The sequence below is a fragment of the uncultured Pontibacter sp. genome, assembly GCF_947495565.1.
Lineage (GTDB): Bacteria > Bacteroidota > Bacteroidia > Cytophagales > Hymenobacteraceae > Pontibacter.
Genome location: NZ_CANLZM010000004.1, coordinates 172164 through 188353 on the forward strand (window position 1 = coordinate 172164; position 16190 = coordinate 188353).

Consider the following 16190-nt stretch of genomic DNA (forward strand, 5'->3'; position numbering starts at 1 on the left):
TGTAAGCTGCTATTATAAATACCTTTTAAATTTATCATCGCCTCAGGCTTTTTGCTCCCTCTGTACACTTCTGATTACCGTAAAGTCAGGTAACTGAGCACCGCCTGCTTCTGATGCCGGCAGGGCGTACTGCTACAGCAATTGTGCTACAAAATGAGTATATTCGCATCAAATCTGGAAAAAACCTGTTAATATAAGTATGCAACTTACTAAAGTAGAGCCTTATAAGCCTGTCAACCATATCCGTATTGTTACAGCCGCCTCTCTATTCGATGGTCACGACGCTTCCATTAACATTATGCGTCGTATTATTCAGGCCTCGGGTGCAGAAGTAATTCATTTAGGACATAACCGCTCAGTACAGGAAATAGTGGATTGCGCCGTGCAGGAAGATGCGCAGGCCATTGCCATTACCTCCTACCAGGGCGGGCACCTAGAATATTTTAAATACATGCACGACCTGCTCAGCGAGCGTGGCTGCGGACACATCTGCATCTTCGGCGGCGGCGGCGGGGTTATACTTCCCACCGAGATCGAGGAACTTCACGAATACGGCATTTCCCGCATCTACTCCCCTGACGACGGGCGCGCCATGGGCTTACAGGGCATGATCAACGATATGCTGGAAAAATGCGATTTCCCAACCGGTAAGGACTTAAATGGCGAGGCAAAGCACCTCCGTGATAAAGATCCTAAAGCGATTGCCAGGCTGATATCAGCAGCAGAGAACTTTCCGGATGAGGCAAGGGCTATACTTAACGAGGTAAAAGAGCAGGCAAAGGATATTAAAACGCCTGTGCTCGGCATTACAGGTACGGGTGGAGCCGGTAAATCTTCTTTAGTTGATGAACTGGTACGTCGCTTTCTGATGGACTTCCCGGAGAAGAAAATCGCCATTATATCAGTTGACCCGTCGAAGCGAAAAACAGGCGGTGCGCTGCTCGGCGATAGAATCCGGATGAACTCTATCTCCAACGAACGTGTGTATATGCGCTCTCTGGCTACCCGCCAAAGTAACCTGGCCCTTAGCAAGTATGTGCAGGACGCCGTGGACATTGTTAAGGCCGCTGATTTCGATCTGATTATACTGGAGACTTCTGGTATTGGCCAGTCCGACACCGAGATTATCGAGCACTCCGACATGAGCCTGTATGTGATGACACCAGAATATGGTGCCGCTACGCAGCTCGAGAAAATCGACATGCTGGACTTTGCCGATGTAATTGCCCTAAACAAATTCGATAAGCGTGGCGCCCTGGACGCTCTGCGCGATGTGAAGAAGCAGTATAAGCGCAACCATCAGCTTTGGGATATCAATGACGAGGAGATTCCGGTATTCGGGACCATTGCCTCGCAATTTAACGATCCGGGCATGAACCAGTTGTACCGCGCCATTATGGCGACTATTTCAGAAAAAACAGGTGTAGCATTTGCTTCAAATCTTCAGACTTCTAAGGAAATGTCGGAGAAGGTGTTCATCATCCCTCCTAGCCGCACACGTTACCTTTCTGAAATTTCTGAGACTATCCGCAACTATGATAAGTGGACGAACGACCAGGCAGAAGTAGCGCAGAAACTATACGGCATCAAAAAGTCTATTGAGGCGGTGCAAGGTATAGAAGTGGAGGACAAAGACCGTTTGGTGAAGCAACTGGAGCAGGCATATGCTGAAGTAGAACTGAATCTGGATGGCCAGAACAAGAAAATCCTGGAGAACTGGAAAGAGAAGGTTCAGGCGTACAAAAATGAGTTCTATGTCTTTAAAGTTCGTGATAAAGAGCTAAAGATAAAGACACATACCGAGTCGCTTTCGCACCTACAGATACCTAAGGTTTCTACACCACGCTATGAGGCTTGGGGCGATTTGCTGAAGTGGAACCTGCAGGAGAACGTGCCGGGCGAGTTTCCTTACACGGCAGGAGTGTTCCCGTTCAAGCGCGAAGGTGAAGACCCTACCCGTATGTTTGCCGGCGAGGGCGGGCCGGAGCGTACCAACCGTCGTTTCCATTACGTTAGCCTTGGCATGCCAGCCAAGCGTTTGTCTACGGCCTTTGACTCTGTAACGCTTTATGGCGAAGACCCGGATTACAGACCAGATATTTACGGTAAGATAGGCAACTCAGGTGTAAGCATCTGCTGCCTGGATGATGCTAAAAAGCTATACTCCGGTTTTAACCTGGCCGACCCGAAAACATCGGTTTCCATGACCATCAACGGCCCGGCCGCCATACTTACGGGCTTCTTTATGAACGCCGCTATCGACCAGCAGTGCGAATTATACATTAAAGAGCATGGCCTGGAAGATGAAGTAAACGCCAAAATCGAAGCCATCTATAAGGAAAAAGGTATTGCCAGACCAAGCTACCAAGGTCCTTTGCCAGAAGGAAACGATGGTTTAGGCCTGATGCTACTGGGCGTTACCGGTGACCAGGTTCTGCCTGCCGAAGTATACGGACCGATTAAAACACGCACCTTGGCTGCCGTTCGTGGCACGGTGCAGGCAGATATTCTGAAAGAAGACCAGGCGCAGAATACCTGTATTTTCTCAACGGAATTCTCGCTGCGTTTAATGGGCGATGTACAGCAATACTTCATCGATAAGAGCGTACGTAACTTCTACTCAGTTTCTATTTCCGGTTACCATATTGCGGAGGCGGGTGCCAACCCAATCTCACAGCTGGCCTTTACGCTGGCAAACGGCTTCACTTTTGTAGAGTATTACGTGAGCCGAGGCATGGACATCAACAAGTTTGCGCCAAACCTGAGCTTCTTCTTCTCCAACGGTATTGATCCGGAGTATGCCGTAATTGGCCGTGTGGCGCGTAGAATCTGGTCCAAAGCCATGAAGCACAAGTATGGCGCTGATGCCCGTTCGCAGATGTTGAAGTACCACATCCAGACATCGGGGCGGTCGCTGCACGCGCAGGAAATCGACTTTAACGATATCCGCACCACGCTACAAGCGCTTTACGCCATTTACGACAACTGTAACTCGCTGCATACCAATGCTTACGACGAGGCGATTACTACGCCAACTGAGGCTTCGGTGCGCAGAGCCATGGCGATACAGCTGATCATTAATCGAGAGCTTGGCTTGGCTAAAAATGAGAATCCGCTGCAAGGTTCGTTTATCATCGAGGAACTGACTGATTTAGTGGAAGAAGCTGTATTGACCGAGTTTGATCGCATTACAGAGCGTGGCGGCGTATTGGGCGCCATGGAAACTATGTATCAGCGCGGAAAGATTCAGGAAGAGAGTTTATACTATGAAACCCTGAAGCATACTGGCGAATACCCTATTATCGGCGTTAACACTTTCCTTTCCTCAAAAGGCTCTCCAACAGTTATCCCAACTGAGGTTATTCGTGCCACTGAGGAGGAAAAGAAATACCAGATAAACATGGTGCATATGCTTCAGGAAGGTAATTCCAGCAAGTCAGCAGAGATGCTTACCAAACTGCAGCAGATGGCCATTAACAACGGCAACATCTTTGAAGAGATGATGGACACTGTTAAATACTGCTCACTGGGCCAGATTACAAACGCCTTGTTTGAAGTAGGCGGACAGTATAGAAGAAATATGTAAAACTAATTTGATAAAGGAAAAGCCGGATTCATTGTCCGGCTTTTCCTTTATCACACTTCTATTGCAATAATTTTATATTATTGGGAATCAATAGTGTAAAGCTACCGTAAGTATAAACTTGTTTCGCACAGCATGAAAATTATGAGGGAACCAACCGCTACCAGAGTATTGATGGTTTTCGGAGTGGCGCTAGCAGTTTTAGGAACAGCGGCCTACCTGATCGTTAACAACAGTTTTGATGAAGATGATTTCGAGTTTGACACCCATGATGAACTTAGCGACGACTATCTTTAGATTTAAAACCATCTTCTGAGCTTAAATTAAAAGAGCCCGCTATACTCCAAGTATAGCGGGCTCTTTTAATTTACAGTTACCACTTTTAAAAAAAGCTACTATCTCTGCAGCAGTTTAAGATAAGCTCCTGCAGAGATATTAATTTAACACATAGTTTTGGCTGATGCTATTAGAAGTCTGGTTTTTAGAAAAATACAGCTCCTTGAAGCTCATGTTTTTGCCCTGTTCCACGCGGCGGAAAATCTTATCAGGAGTAATGCTGCTTACGCTGTCAAAGCCGCAAGCCTCCATCACTTCTATGGTAGATTTGATAGTATTTCCGTGGAAATTAGCAACGCGCACGCGCTTATCAGCCACATCAAGTCCTTGATACAGGTTTTTATCCTGCGTGGCAATTCCCACCGGGCAACGACCAGAGTCGCACTGAAGCGCCTGTATACAGCCTAAAGCAAACATCATTCCGCGGGCACTGTAGCAGATATCCGCCCCTAACGACACGGCCTTGATAATGTCAACACCTGTAATAATCTTTCCGGCAGCAATTAGCTTTATCTCCTCACGCAGACCATACTTGTGGAGCGTATTTTGAGCGAAGGCAAGCGCATCGTAAAGAGGCATGCCCAGGCTGTCAGTAAACTCAAGAGGTGCAGCTCCAGTACCTCCCTCTGCCCCGTCTATAGTAATGAAGTCAGGATAAATACGGTTGTGCATCATTTCCTGGCACAGGCGCTCAAACTCCTGCTTATTACCGATACAGAGTTTGATACCTACCGGTTTACCTTCAGAAAGCACACGAAGCTTCTCGATAAAGAGCAGCATGGTAAACTGATCATGGAAAGAAGCGTGCGCAGGAGGTGATGCCACTGTCGTAAATGGCTCAACTTTACGGATGGCAGCAATTTCAGGTGTGTTTTTAGCCGCCGGAAGTATACCACCGTGTCCGGGCTTGGCACCTTGAGAAAGCTTCACCTCTACCATTTTTATCTGCGGATGAGCCACCTGCTCCCGGAAAAGCTCCTCTGAAAACTGGCCAATTTTATCGCGGCACCCAAAGTAGCCGGTGCCAATTTGCCAAATCAGGTCGCCACCCCCTTCTAAATGGAACGGGCTTACACCACCTTCACCGGTATTGTGGGCAAACCCTCCTAACTTAGCTCCAGCACTTAAGGCCGTAACCGCAGTTTTGCTTAAAGAGCCATAGCTCATAGCCGAAATATTGTAGATGCTGGCATTGTAGGGCTGCTTGCACCGGCTGCTGCCAACAGTTACACGCAGGTCCTCTACTTTAACATGCACCGGAAACATGGTATGAGCTATCCACTCATAACCCACCTCCAGGCTATTGCTGTGCATACCGAAAGGCACTGTCTGCCGAACGTTTTTAGCACGCTGGTAAACGATGGACCTTTGACGCCGGCTAAAAGGTTTGCCATCCGTATCTGATTCAAAAAAATACTGCCGAAACTCGGGGCGGATACTTTCGAAGAAGTAACGCAGATAGCCTACCAGCGGATAGTTACGCAGCAGCGAGTGCTTTGCCTGCCTAATGTTGTACAGGTACACCAGGTGCAACGGCACAAGCAGCAGCACCAACCAGAGCATCTGCCGGTCGAAAATAGATAGGAAAAGCGTAACAAGGTAAGCACTTGCAAAGGCGTACGAAAACGTGCGCCTGACGCTAACAGTTGTAGCCATATAACTGATTAAAATGTATGACGGATTTTTATACTTTAGAAAGCCTTGGGGATGTAACACCAGAACTGCCGGAGCTAAACGTAGCCAACAACTCTGGAAAGATTAGCTAAAGTCTTTAGGAGTGGTATAAAAGTGGAGACAATAACCGCTCAGTTTATCGCACTGCGAAACATGGTGCGAAGCCGAAACCATACCTGCGCGAAGAGAGCAAGTAAAATTTAAATTGCTATATAGTTGCTGCGGTTGCATATCGTGTATCCGGGTGCAAAGTTATGCGAAACTTATTGATAAAAGCCAGCTAAACTTTCATGTATATTTTACTCCAACCTATTCCGGCAGATTAGCGGCAAAACATATATCCTTAGTACACCTTTAAGTCAGCTTACTATTATTCACACCTGCTTCTTGGCACTACTTTAGTACCTGAAATGGATGCTTACATAAGTTTAACATCATGGTAAAGTATAAGTTACATAAGATAGCAACCTTAGCATCAGAAACGCGTTTTAAAACCAAGTCAAACCCTTTACCTCCTTACTGCTTATGAGACAGTTCGCATCCATATCGTCTGTGCTTTTGCTGGGCACTTCAGTAGCGCTTTTTGTAAAAAAATGGTTAGCTCCTGCAGACATCAATATTGACATGACAGATGAAGATTATCATCTGTACCTATAAGTAACGTTATATAATGCAAAGGCTGCTTCTCCTAAGAGGTAGCCTTTCTGTTCAGGCTATATTCCCAATTTTAAGTAACAACTCCCGTTAAACTTAGAGCCTCCAGTAGGCCAACCTACCTAAACTTTGTCTTAGGGCTTAAAATTGGTAACTTTGTACTACAAGCTCTGTTGAGCTAAACGATCATATTAAACCGCACCTGAGGGTGCACAACCACACACTATGGATTTAAAAGAAAAAATCAGCTACATCATTGGCCGCGACATGGCTACTAACCTGAAAAAGCAAGGCATCGAAGTTGAAGCCGAATCTTTTATGAAAGGCTTAAAAGATGTGCAAGCTGGTACCGCCTCTAGCTTATCGCAGCAGGAAGTGCAGGAGGCAATGATGGCGCTTCAGCAGGAAATGGCACAGAAGCAGAATGCTGCCGGCTCCTCTAACCAGCAGGCTGGAGAGCAGTTTTTGGCTGAAAACAAAAATAAAGAGGGTATTAAGACATTGCCAAGCGGCCTACAGTACATGGTGCTGCAGGAAGGCTCAGGCAAATCGCCTTCTGCTACAGACACAGTAACAACACATTACCACGGCACGCTGATTGACGGCACTACATTTGACTCATCTTACGAGCGCGGACAGCCTGCCACTTTCCCGGTAAACGGCGTAATAGCAGGCTGGACGGAAGCATTACAGCAAATGAAAGAAGGCTCTAAATGGAGACTTTTCATTCCGGCTGAACTGGCTTACGGTGCCCAAGGTGCCGGTGACGTAATTGGACCAAACTCTGCGCTAATATTTGATGTAGAGCTACTGCAAGTAAAATAATAATCTGCAAAGCAGCCTTAAAGTATAAAAGCCCGCACTTTAGTAAGTGCGGGCTTTTATACTTTAAGGCATTGATTATATTGGCTCAATTAACACCGTACTTAATCAGGCACATTTCATTCAGCCAACGCTGCGCTTCTTCTGGGTACATAAAATGCTGCATAATCAGAAAGTTCTCCCCCGTCATCAACTCATCACCGTCTAGCTCCCCTACCAAATTGTATATGGAAGAAACTGGCACAACCACAGCTACAAACACGTCATCATTTACAATCTTAAGAACCTCCGGAAATACATACTCAAACACCCAGCGCTGATCCGCCCTCCTGAGCGATTGCCTGTTCTGCACATTCAGCTGCCATTTTACAGGTTTAAAGGCTTTGACATGCTCTATTATCTGCGTGTAGCCATACTTAAACTCATCAGAGGTTACATCTCCTTCCCAGCAAATTTCGAGCGTTTCTTCTTGTTTCAAATACTTAACACTTAACTTATCAGTCTTCAGCAACTGTATTGTTTCTTCAGGTAAAATGAATCGGGAAGTATAAACTTCTACAGTTTTTGCCATGCCTCTATGGTTAATATTATTAAGTTTGATAATGTATACAGCTGTATGAATAGAATTTAACCCATACTTTTACTTCAGGGATATTTTATGATGATAGCATGGTAAATTTGCTTATTTTTAAGTTCAAAAGCAACTATATTATAATTAATATATAAAATTTATAATATTATCTTACAGTTTGGCATTGCAATTCATTCATTACCAATAATTAGGAGTAGATTGAATGTACCAAAATAAGCTATAAGTAAACAAATAGTTACTTTAGCCGTTCTAAAACCATCTAACTATCATACCTTAAAAAGAAAACTTGTATGGCAAATACACCTAACGAAGGCAAAAAATTCTTAGACAGTGTCCATCAGTATTTCGATCACGCCGCCAGTTTTTCCAAACTCAGCCCCGGCATACTGGCACAGATCAAAGCAACAAATAGTGTATATAAAGTATCGTTTCCGGTAGAAATTGAAGGCAAGATTGAGGTGATAGAAGGAATACGGGTACAGCACAGCCATCACAAACTTCCATCTAAGGGCGGTATCCGGTTTAGCATGCAAGTTGATGAGGAGGAAGTAAAGGCACTGGCTACTTTGATGACGTTTAAATGCGCGGTGGTTGATGTTCCCTTCGGAGGTGCTAAAGGAGGTGTAAAGATAAATCCGAGAACCAGTTCTGTAAAGACGCTGGAGAAAGTAACGCGCAGGTATGCAGCCGAACTTATAAAAAAGAACCTGATAGGCCCGGGCATGGATGTACCTGCACCTGATTATGGTACGGGCAGCAGAGAAATGGCTTGGATTGCCGACACTTATCAGGCACTGAAGTATGGTGAGACCAACGCATTAGGTTGTGTTACAGGCAAGCCTGTTGGCCAGGGTGGTATTAGGGGCCGTGCTGAAGCAACAGGTTTAGGTATTTACTTTGGCCTGCGCGAGCTGTTGGCTGACACAGAAATGCTGAAAGGAAAAGGACTGGACGGCAACACCATGGAAGGCAAGCGAATTATAGTGCAGGGCTTAGGAAATGTAGGCTACCACGCTGCTTTCTTTTGCCAACAGGATGGTGCCATTATTACCGGCATTGCAGAACGCGAAGGAGGAATCTATAACGAAAACGGAATTGACATTAAAGAGGCTTTCAAGCACCGCAGCGAGAACGGCTCTATACTTAACTTTCAGAACTGTAAGAACTACGAGAATTCTGAGGAGATGCTGGAACTGGAATGCGACATTCTATTACCTGCAGCCCTCGAAAACGTGATTCATAGCGGTAATGCGGGACGCGTAAAAGCTAAAATTATAGCAGAAGGCGCCAATGGCCCTGTTACCCGTGAAGCGGAAGACATTTTGATTAAAAACGGCATCGTTATTTTGCCTGATTTATACTTGAATGCCGGTGGAGTTACAGTATCATACTTCGAATGGCTGAAAAACCTGTCGAACGTGCGATTTGGCCGGATGGGCAAACGAGCGGAGGAAGCCAGTTACAGAAGATTGGTAAATGCTATCGAAACAAGCTCAGGTAAAAGTATGAGCTCCACGGAGCGCGCTTTTCTGACACAGGGCTCAGACGAAATTAGTTTGGTGCGTTCTGGGCTGGAGGACACCATGATTAATGCTTACCATGAAATAAGAGAGGTGATGGTGCAAAACAATACGCCAGGCTTACGCTCTGCAGCATTTCTGGCCGCTATCGAGAAGATCGGGGTAAGCTATCAGCTACTTGGCATATTTCCTTGATTAAGCCCAACAGAGGCAAAGTATTAGGTCAGTTTATGGATGGATTTAACGCCGCGAACTGGCCTTTTTTTACGTCCAAAAGCCACTGTTTAGCCTCCTGTAACTTCGTGAAGTAGTTAAACTGTATAAAGTGCTGCTGAGGCATAATTGCTGATGCCTGATAATTGGTAACAATGGCCTGGAAGTGCGTAGTATTAAACACGACAGCGGCATACGTTTCATCTTTAATGCAGTCATACACTTTAGGATAAAACTCCTGAATCAGCCAATTCTCCTGCTCTCTGTCAAGCGGGCCGATTAAGGTCTGGTCGGTGCAGAAGTAGTATGTTTGCAGGTGTTCACAAACAAATTGAAGGGCGTGATAATATGCCTCTTTCAGGAGAACCATATCTGGTTTCTTTAGCCAGCTTATCAGCAAAAGCTGCTCCTGTTGCTGATAAGTAATATTAACGCCTGGGTTTTCGAATATCACCATAGATCTAAATAGCGCATTATATAATCGAAATTTACATAGCTATAAATTAATAAACAAGCACTTACAGTTTGGCGATAGACGCATTTGTAAAAGAACCTTGTTTATGTATAAACATAAGGATATTTACAGCAGAAACATAAAATACAAATTGATAGAGAGATAGCTTCACTACACGTATTTTCGTATTTAAGATATGAACAGAAACAGCCTCCTGCTTCCTTTTGTAGTACTTGGCGTAAGCTTAGTAATTAGCGCCTTTTTGCTGTCGCAGATTTTCCGGTTCAGAGACCAGGCAAACCAAACCATCAATGTAACCGGCTCAGCTAAAAAAGAGATTACATCTGACCTCGGCATACTCCGGAGCAATATTCAAGCGGAGGCGCCTACTGCTGATGCTGCTTACCTGCTCCTGCAGGAGCAGCGCCCCATGGTGTTACAGTATCTGAAGGAGCAGGGCTTTGATGATTCATCTGTTGACCTGAACACAATCAATTTAAACCCTATATACGAAGTCACGGAACAAGGCTATAGTACCAACCGTGTTAACCGCTATATAGCCAACCAGATGATTCAGGTGACATCTCAGGATGTGCAGAAAATAAAATCCGTTTCGCTGGACATGACTTCGCTGGTAAGCAAAGGCATAAACATCAACGTTATGTCTCCGGAGTATTATTATACCAAACTGGCCGACCTTAAAGTTGAGATCCAAGCTGATGCTGCAAAAGACGCCCTCCAACGGGCAGAGAAAATAGCCGAAGCTACCGGCAGCGACCTGGGTGCTATCACAAATGCACGCATGGGTGTAATCCAAATAACACCTGTAAACTCTAACATGATTTCCGATTATGGCATTAACGACGCATCTTCCATAGAGAAAGAAATTACGGCTGTCGTGAGTGCTTCCTTCAGGTTAGACTAAACATATTAATACCTCCTAAAACAGCAAAGGCCGGAGTTTGAGCTCCGGCCTTTGCTGTTTTTATACTTTTATACTTAGCTATTGCTGATGCTTAGCCACTTATTGTATATTTTCTGTTGTGTATTAGAGGGATTATCAACCTGAATAAACTGATAACGAACACTACTATCTGGAAGCATTTTCACTTTCAGCGTCTGCAATTTACCATCGCGGGCAATCAGAACATCAGCCGTATCACCCACATTCATACTTGCAACGAAACGCTCCAGGTCATCACCAGCACGATAATCATTTATAGCGATGATCTCATCGTTCACGTTTAAGCCACCCTCCCAGGCGCTGCTGCCACGGCTTATGCCACGCACAACCAGTTTACCACCCGACGAATAAGTAGATGCTCCCCAGTTAATAGCATTGTTGCCTTCGTTGGTGTTAACCAGTTTAAGACCGGCTGCATCAAAATATTTGTTATAATCTGGGCTTGCTGTTCCGTGCACATAATTTTGGAAAAACTCATCCATTTTACGTCCTGAAACTTTTTCAATTGCTTCTTTAAATTCGGCCTCTGTAAAACCACGATTCAGCTTTTTATAGAAGCGCTCATACATAAAGCGCATCACATCATCCAGGCTTTTCTCGCCTTTAGTAGCCTCCATAATTTCCATATTCAGTAGATGCCCAAGCACACCGCCTTTGGTATAATAAGACACCTCTGCGTTACTGGAGTTCTCGTTGCGGCGGTAATATTTAATCCATGCATCAAAGCTGGACTCCGCCACTGGCTGTACTTTGTTTCCGGGTGTGTTTTCCACTGAGTTTATACTTCCGGAAACAACTCCTAAATATCTGTCCGGAGATGTAAAACCAGCTCTGCGCACTAACAGGTCATCATAATAGCTTGTTATACCCTCAGATACCCAAAGCAAGCGAGTGTAATTTTCAGCGTTGTAATCGAAAGGGCCTAGCGGCTCAGGACGAAGGCGTTTTACATTCCAAAGGTGAAAATACTCGTGCGCCACTAAGCTTAAAAAGCCATTGTATCCTGCCTCTGTGCCGTAGTTCCAGCGGGAGGTTTGCAGTGTAGTTGAGTTCAGGTGCTCTAAGCCGCCGCCGCCGCGCTCCAGGTTGTGCACAATAAACACATAACGGTCTACAGGCAGCTCACCCATCAGCTTTACGGCCTCGTCTATTACTTTAGTCATGTCTGACATTAGTTGCTTCGGATCGTAATTTCCGCCGCCATACATTGCCAACTCGTGCGGAACGCCTGCAGCCGTAAACTTATATACTTCGTGGGTGCCGATTTCCAGAGGTGAATCAGCCAGAATATCGTAATTAGGGAAGCTAAAAGTATACTTGCCCGTGCTTTTTAACCCGGTAGACACTTTATCCCAGCCTTTGAAAGGCTCTACAGCTAACGTACCCTTTAGATCCTGATAGCCTTCCGGATACATAAAAATACTGGTGCCGTTTACATACCCATGAGAGGCATCTAAAAAACTGGTGCGTACACTCATCTCATAGGCGTAAACATCATACTTAGCACGAACAGTATTGGCTTTATTACTGTGAACGCGCCAGGTGTTCTTGTCAATCTTCTCGCTGCGCAGTGATTTTCCGTTGCCGTCTGTGGCCTCAAACCCTTCAACGTTTTTAGCGAATTCGCGCACCAGATAAGATCCCGGTGCCCAAACAGGCATCGTGAAGTCAATATAGCTTTTGCGGGCTCCGCTCAGCTCTGCTTCTACCTCAAAATAATGGGTATGCGGCTCGGGCATGGAAAGGGTGTAACGCAGCTCTTCAGCCAGGGCTGAGGCCACGTTTCCTATACTTAAGAACAGAAATACTAAAAGTGAAAGTTTAAATCGGTTGTTTTTGAGCATGTTAGTATAAGGAATGATTTCTATTTAACAGGCATTTTACAACAAATACCGTGCTTTTCAAAATCAATGCCCTTACACCCGATGTTACCACTGCAACTTTAAGCGAGGTGTGGAGCCTTAGAATTGAGCCAGTTAACCGCATCCGGCACCTCATAAAAGTTTTTCATTATAATAACTTCATTATAGCTCTCCAAGCCAAACTTCCCCGCCTCCTGCAGCAAAGCCTGATAACACTTCTCCGACAACACAAGAGCGATATAATTGCCTACACCGAGTTTAGCCATCATACAAGGGAAAAGGTAACGCTGCAGCCACTCCTCCTCACTTTCATTGAGCTCTCCAATTTCTCTTAAGTCCAGAAGCCAATGTTTTATCTGAAACATTTCAGCACAACCCAATGCCTCCACTAATCCTTCCCTGAATTCTTTTGAACTCAATTTAAGCAGGCAACGCAGATAAAGTCGCTTTTGGGCCTGATCAACAGTTATCTCCAAAGAACTTGCTTTGTAAAGTTTCATCTAATAAAATGTAATGAATACATAAAGGTATCATTTTGATATTTATTTACATTATTATTATACTTCTATGATGGCTTTTTTGGATACTCTACTTTGTGAATGATCTTATTTTACCTTTTAATGCAGAAAATTAAGTGGTAGAACTTTTAATCTATTACTGTATGTTTTAGCTATTAAATAAAACTCAATGTGAGAGTTAAATCAAATATAAGTGATAATTGGCATGAAGTTTTCACTATACCAGTAATTGCTAAACTAAAACCTATACTATGAAGAAGACCTTGCTATTCGTTATATCGCCTATTATTCTGCTTGTGCTGCTGTTTGTGTTTGTGCCGCAACACTTTGCCCATCCTGCCACATCAACTGCTGAAGTACATAATGTTGACTATTCTCCCGCTTCAGTTACTGACATCAGCAAACCTTCTTACCCTACAACTGAAACTTCAGGCATGGAAGCATCTTCGGGTACAGACTCTGAGTTGGTTGAGTATGCCTTGAGTTTAATGGGAACTCCTTATATATGGGCAGGTGAAACGCCTGATGGTTTTGACTGCTCCGGCTTTATCACGCATGTGTATGATAAGTATGATGTCAGCCTCCCTCACTCCTCTCGTATGCAATCCGAAGAAGGCAAACAGGTGCTTCGCCATGAAGCCCAGCCCGGAGATTTAGTGATTTTTACTGGCACAAATCCGCAGGTGCGTGAACCCGGTCATGTGGGTATTGTCATCTCGCAGCCAAACGACACAATAGAGTTTGTGCACTCATCTTCTAACGGTGGTGTGAAAATCAGCCAGGTAGAAGGCAGTGGCTATGAGGTGCGGTTCCTGGAAATTCGCCGGGTGTTGTAAGCAAGTATAACACTTCTACGTTTTCACGTACACACAACCATCGCAGGGCTGCAACGGCCCTTTAAAGCAAAACACACTGCTATGGTACATCCTTACATTATAAATACTGTTAATGCGCTGGTGCTTATTATAGCTGGCTTACTGTTATACTTTGGGAACCCGGCTAAACCGCCAACGGCTCTGGTAGCTCCTTTTGTAGGAATTTTATTATTAGCCTGTACCTATCATCTGCGCAAGCACAACCGGTTTGTTTTTAATACGGTAACAGCGCTTACTCTGCTGGCTGGCTTAGTTATTATCTGGCAAATAGAACCTGAGGTATTTGAGTGGAACCTTCACCATATACTACTGCTGCTCATGTGCTTAAGCTGCTTTATGGCAGTAGTTGTTTATGTTGGCACTTTTGTACAAGAACGTCGAATGCGGAACAACAACATTTATAAAGACGATTTGTAACAAAAGCATATAAAAAAGAAACACCTGATGTAGCCCGTCAAAGTACATCAGGTGTTTCAGGAATCCTTCAATTTCTCAGTAAGCGGCGCCCTGTTTTTCAGTTTACCATCTTGTAAGAAGACCAAAGGTAAATCGCTATCTGCGTAAGCAGTAGCTAGTACTGCTTACTAAGCCAGCTCACCTTTTACGTGAACATTGTTACCTTGGCTTACTAAGACGACCGATGGATTAGACATAGCACCTCCTTTCTCTTTAGTCCGACATAACCCTTAAGCCGCTGCTGCTTTTTTAAAGCTCACTTTGTACTTAATGGCCGTGGCACTCGCCACTCACTTGTGTATAAAGATAAAAAAACGGTTAAAAGTTCACAATGTTTCCGCAATTTCTTGCACTACTTTACCTTAATCTTAAACAGTACTTGAACAACCTAACTTGGGGTTAAAGCACTGTTTGCACAACTTATTGACTTACAAAATTATAGCTTACAACTTTGTTTAATTCTCCAAAAGCAGCTTTAAAAACTTAGATTTGAAAAATATTTGAAATAAGGCTCGAAATTTGAATAAGAAGAAATATCAATTAATTTTTTATAAATTACATTGCAAACAATCAACCCAACTCTCATGAAAAAACACCTTTTAACTCTGTTAGTGCTAATGCTATTCGCCTCGGGCGCTTGGGCGCAAAAAATGTCTCCGGTAGGCGTCTGGACAAATGAAGAAGGCAAAGCCAGATTCGAAATTTACAAGTGTGGCGATAAGCTCTGCGGCAAGATTGTGGAGCTGAAAGAGCCTCTGCGAAACGGCAAACCTAAAATGGATGATAACAACCCTGACAAAAAGCTACGCAGCAGACAGCTTCAGGGAATGCGCTTTATGGAAGGTTTTGAATACGAAGGCGACAATAAATGGGATGAGGGCACGATCTACGACCCAGAAAGTGGTAAAACTTACTCCTGCTACATGAAAATGACTGGCAAGGATAAAATGGAAGTGAAAGGCTATATAGGGATTTCTTTGATAGGCCGTACGCAAAACTGGACACGCGTAAACTAGTCTTCTGTAAGTATAAAGCAAAAGGGTTAGCAATGCTGCTAACCCTTTTTTATTAACCCTTTACCAGCCTATTAACTCAATTTCAGCCATCTGGGTTATTCATATTTAAATAAAAAAGATATATTCTAAGATACTTGCAATATCTTATAGCTTTTGTCCCTAAATTCAAACGTTTCTCCGGAAGATTTACCTACCATTGCTTTGAAAAGTGGCGACATGCCTGATATAGCAAAGTATGATTCTCCATCTAGTTTAATCTCTCCCAGGCTAACACCTATAAAATAATTTTGCAGCTCTGTGTGCACCACTGCCCCAAGCGAAACATCGTGGTTTGCTTTTGTTGCGTTAATTCGGCTTAGCACGCTTCGTGTGGTTATCAACTCATCCAGCTGCCTGGCATACATGTCTCGCTGAATATGGCAGTTCTCTCTGTAAGACTCAAACTTGTCTTCCATAGCACCTTGGTGGTCGTTTGCGCTCTCCTGTGCCTCATCCATGGCGGCTTTAGCGGCACTGATTTGCGCATTAAGCAGCTTATTGCTTTCCTGCAGCAAGCGCTTCTTTGTTTCGAGTTCTTGTGTTAATATTTCCATTAGGCATCAAATTTGGCAGCAGCGGCACAGTTAGCTCATATTTTGCCTGTCAATTGTC

At 44.3% G+C, this 16190-nt stretch carries 14 protein-coding genes; 8 read left to right on the plus strand and 6 right to left on the minus strand.

What is annotated here, in order from left to right; genetic code table 11:
- Nucleotides 1-199 precede the first annotated feature (199 nt).
- Both Q1B04_RS07100 and Q1B04_RS07105 read left to right on the plus strand, forming a co-directional pair.
- Entirely contained in the window at nucleotides 200-3586 is a 3387-nt protein-coding gene (locus Q1B04_RS07100; RefSeq protein ID WP_299757333.1) for a methylmalonyl-CoA mutase family protein, read from the plus strand.
- Nucleotides 3587-3718: 132 nt separating this feature from the next.
- Nucleotides 3719-3880 (plus strand): hypothetical protein, encoded by a 162-nt coding sequence (locus Q1B04_RS07105; RefSeq protein ID WP_299757336.1) that lies wholly within the window; start codon nucleotides 3719-3721, stop codon nucleotides 3878-3880.
- 138 nt (nucleotides 3881-4018) lie between these two features.
- Here the strand turns inward: Q1B04_RS07105 and Q1B04_RS07110 are convergent, their stop codons facing one another.
- On the minus strand, nucleotides 4019-5575 hold the full coding sequence (locus Q1B04_RS07110) for an FMN-binding glutamate synthase family protein (protein ID WP_299757338.1): 1557 nt from the start codon (nucleotides 5573-5575) through the stop codon (nucleotides 4019-4021).
- Nucleotides 5576-6118: 543 nt separating this feature from the next.
- Here Q1B04_RS07110 and Q1B04_RS07115 point away from each other — a divergent pair.
- Together Q1B04_RS07115 and Q1B04_RS07120 are read left to right on the plus strand one after the other, a co-directional pair.
- Nucleotides 6119-6250 (plus strand): hypothetical protein, encoded by a 132-nt coding sequence (locus tag Q1B04_RS07115; protein WP_299757340.1) that lies wholly within the window; start codon nucleotides 6119-6121, stop codon nucleotides 6248-6250.
- A 222-nt stretch (nucleotides 6251-6472) separates the two neighbouring features.
- Nucleotides 6473-7072 carry an FKBP-type peptidyl-prolyl cis-trans isomerase gene (locus Q1B04_RS07120; protein WP_299757343.1) on the plus strand — a complete coding sequence of 200 codons (600 nt, stop codon included), beginning with the start codon at nucleotides 6473-6475 and terminating at the stop codon, nucleotides 7070-7072.
- An 85-nt stretch (nucleotides 7073-7157) separates the two neighbouring features.
- Here Q1B04_RS07120 and Q1B04_RS07125 read toward each other — a convergent pair whose 3' ends face one another.
- Nucleotides 7158-7640, minus strand: a complete 483-nt coding sequence (locus tag Q1B04_RS07125) for a hypothetical protein (RefSeq protein WP_299757346.1) — start codon at nucleotides 7638-7640, stop codon at nucleotides 7158-7160.
- A gap of 311 nt (nucleotides 7641-7951) precedes the next feature.
- Between Q1B04_RS07125 and Q1B04_RS07130 the strand changes: the two genes are divergently transcribed.
- Nucleotides 7952-9376 carry a Glu/Leu/Phe/Val dehydrogenase gene (locus Q1B04_RS07130; RefSeq protein WP_299757348.1) on the plus strand — a complete coding sequence of 475 codons (1425 nt, stop codon included), beginning with the start codon at nucleotides 7952-7954 and terminating at the stop codon, nucleotides 9374-9376.
- Nucleotides 9377-9404: 28 nt separating this feature from the next.
- Here the strand turns inward: Q1B04_RS07130 and Q1B04_RS07135 are convergent, their stop codons facing one another.
- Nucleotides 9405-9851 (minus strand): hypothetical protein, encoded by a 447-nt coding sequence (locus tag Q1B04_RS07135; protein WP_299757351.1) that lies wholly within the window; start codon nucleotides 9849-9851, stop codon nucleotides 9405-9407.
- A gap of 193 nt (nucleotides 9852-10044) precedes the next feature.
- Here Q1B04_RS07135 and Q1B04_RS07140 point away from each other — a divergent pair, with 193 nt between their 5' ends.
- Nucleotides 10045-10773 (plus strand): SIMPL domain-containing protein, encoded by a 729-nt coding sequence (locus Q1B04_RS07140; protein ID WP_299757354.1) that lies wholly within the window; start codon nucleotides 10045-10047, stop codon nucleotides 10771-10773.
- Between the two features lie 74 nt (nucleotides 10774-10847).
- Here the strand turns inward: Q1B04_RS07140 and Q1B04_RS07145 are convergent, their stop codons facing one another.
- On the minus strand, nucleotides 10848-12656 hold the full coding sequence (locus tag Q1B04_RS07145; RefSeq protein ID WP_299757357.1) for a PDZ domain-containing protein: 1809 nt from the start codon (nucleotides 12654-12656) through the stop codon (nucleotides 10848-10850).
- Between the two features lie 98 nt (nucleotides 12657-12754).
- Entirely contained in the window at nucleotides 12755-13174 is a 420-nt protein-coding gene (locus Q1B04_RS07150) for a hypothetical protein (RefSeq protein WP_299757360.1), read from the minus strand.
- Between the two features lie 269 nt (nucleotides 13175-13443).
- On the opposite strand from Q1B04_RS07150, the gene Q1B04_RS07155 reads away from it, so the two are divergent.
- A complete protein-coding gene (locus Q1B04_RS07155; protein ID WP_299757363.1) occupies nucleotides 13444-14028 on the plus strand; it encodes a C40 family peptidase in 585 nt (194 codons plus the stop codon).
- A 1079-nt stretch (nucleotides 14029-15107) separates the two neighbouring features.
- Nucleotides 15108-15539: a DUF2147 domain-containing protein gene (locus tag Q1B04_RS07160; protein ID WP_299757365.1), complete on the plus strand. Its 432-nt coding sequence runs from the start codon at nucleotides 15108-15110 to the stop codon at nucleotides 15537-15539.
- Nucleotides 15540-15664: 125 nt separating this feature from the next.
- Here Q1B04_RS07160 and Q1B04_RS07165 read toward each other — a convergent pair whose 3' ends face one another.
- Nucleotides 15665-16132: a hypothetical protein gene (locus tag Q1B04_RS07165; RefSeq protein ID WP_299757367.1), complete on the minus strand. Its 468-nt coding sequence runs from the start codon at nucleotides 16130-16132 to the stop codon at nucleotides 15665-15667.
- Between the last annotated feature and the right edge of the window lie 58 nt (nucleotides 16133-16190).

Excerpts from the sequence above, each read along its gene's own strand:
- Q1B04_RS07110 (WP_299757338.1), bottom strand. The coding sequence starts at position 5,575 with ATGGCTACAACTGTTAGCGTCAGGCGCACGTTTTCGTACGCCTTTGCA.
- Q1B04_RS07125 (WP_299757346.1), bottom strand. The coding sequence starts at position 7,640 with ATGGCAAAAACTGTAGAAGTTTATACTTCCCGATTCATTTTACCTGAA.
- Q1B04_RS07165 (WP_299757367.1), bottom strand. The coding sequence starts at position 16,132 with ATGGAAATATTAACACAAGAACTCGAAACAAAGAAGCGCTTGCTGCAG.
- Q1B04_RS07150 (WP_299757360.1), bottom strand. The coding sequence starts at position 13,174 with ATGAAACTTTACAAAGCAAGTTCTTTGGAGATAACTGTTGATCAGGCC.
- Q1B04_RS07140 (WP_299757354.1), top strand. The coding sequence starts at position 10,045 with ATGAACAGAAACAGCCTCCTGCTTCCTTTTGTAGTACTTGGCGTAAGC.
- Q1B04_RS07100 (WP_299757333.1), top strand. The coding sequence starts at position 200 with ATGCAACTTACTAAAGTAGAGCCTTATAAGCCTGTCAACCATATCCGT.
- Q1B04_RS07155 (WP_299757363.1), top strand. The coding sequence starts at position 13,444 with ATGAAGAAGACCTTGCTATTCGTTATATCGCCTATTATTCTGCTTGTG.
- Q1B04_RS07160 (WP_299757365.1), top strand. The coding sequence starts at position 15,108 with ATGAAAAAACACCTTTTAACTCTGTTAGTGCTAATGCTATTCGCCTCG.
- Q1B04_RS07135 (WP_299757351.1), bottom strand. The coding sequence starts at position 9,851 with ATGGTGATATTCGAAAACCCAGGCGTTAATATTACTTATCAGCAACAG.
- Q1B04_RS07115 (WP_299757340.1), top strand. The coding sequence starts at position 6,119 with ATGAGACAGTTCGCATCCATATCGTCTGTGCTTTTGCTGGGCACTTCA.
- Q1B04_RS07105 (WP_299757336.1), top strand. The coding sequence starts at position 3,719 with ATGAAAATTATGAGGGAACCAACCGCTACCAGAGTATTGATGGTTTTC.
- Q1B04_RS07130 (WP_299757348.1), top strand. The coding sequence starts at position 7,952 with ATGGCAAATACACCTAACGAAGGCAAAAAATTCTTAGACAGTGTCCAT.
- Q1B04_RS07145 (WP_299757357.1), bottom strand. The coding sequence starts at position 12,656 with ATGCTCAAAAACAACCGATTTAAACTTTCACTTTTAGTATTTCTGTTC.
- Q1B04_RS07120 (WP_299757343.1), top strand. The coding sequence starts at position 6,473 with ATGGATTTAAAAGAAAAAATCAGCTACATCATTGGCCGCGACATGGCT.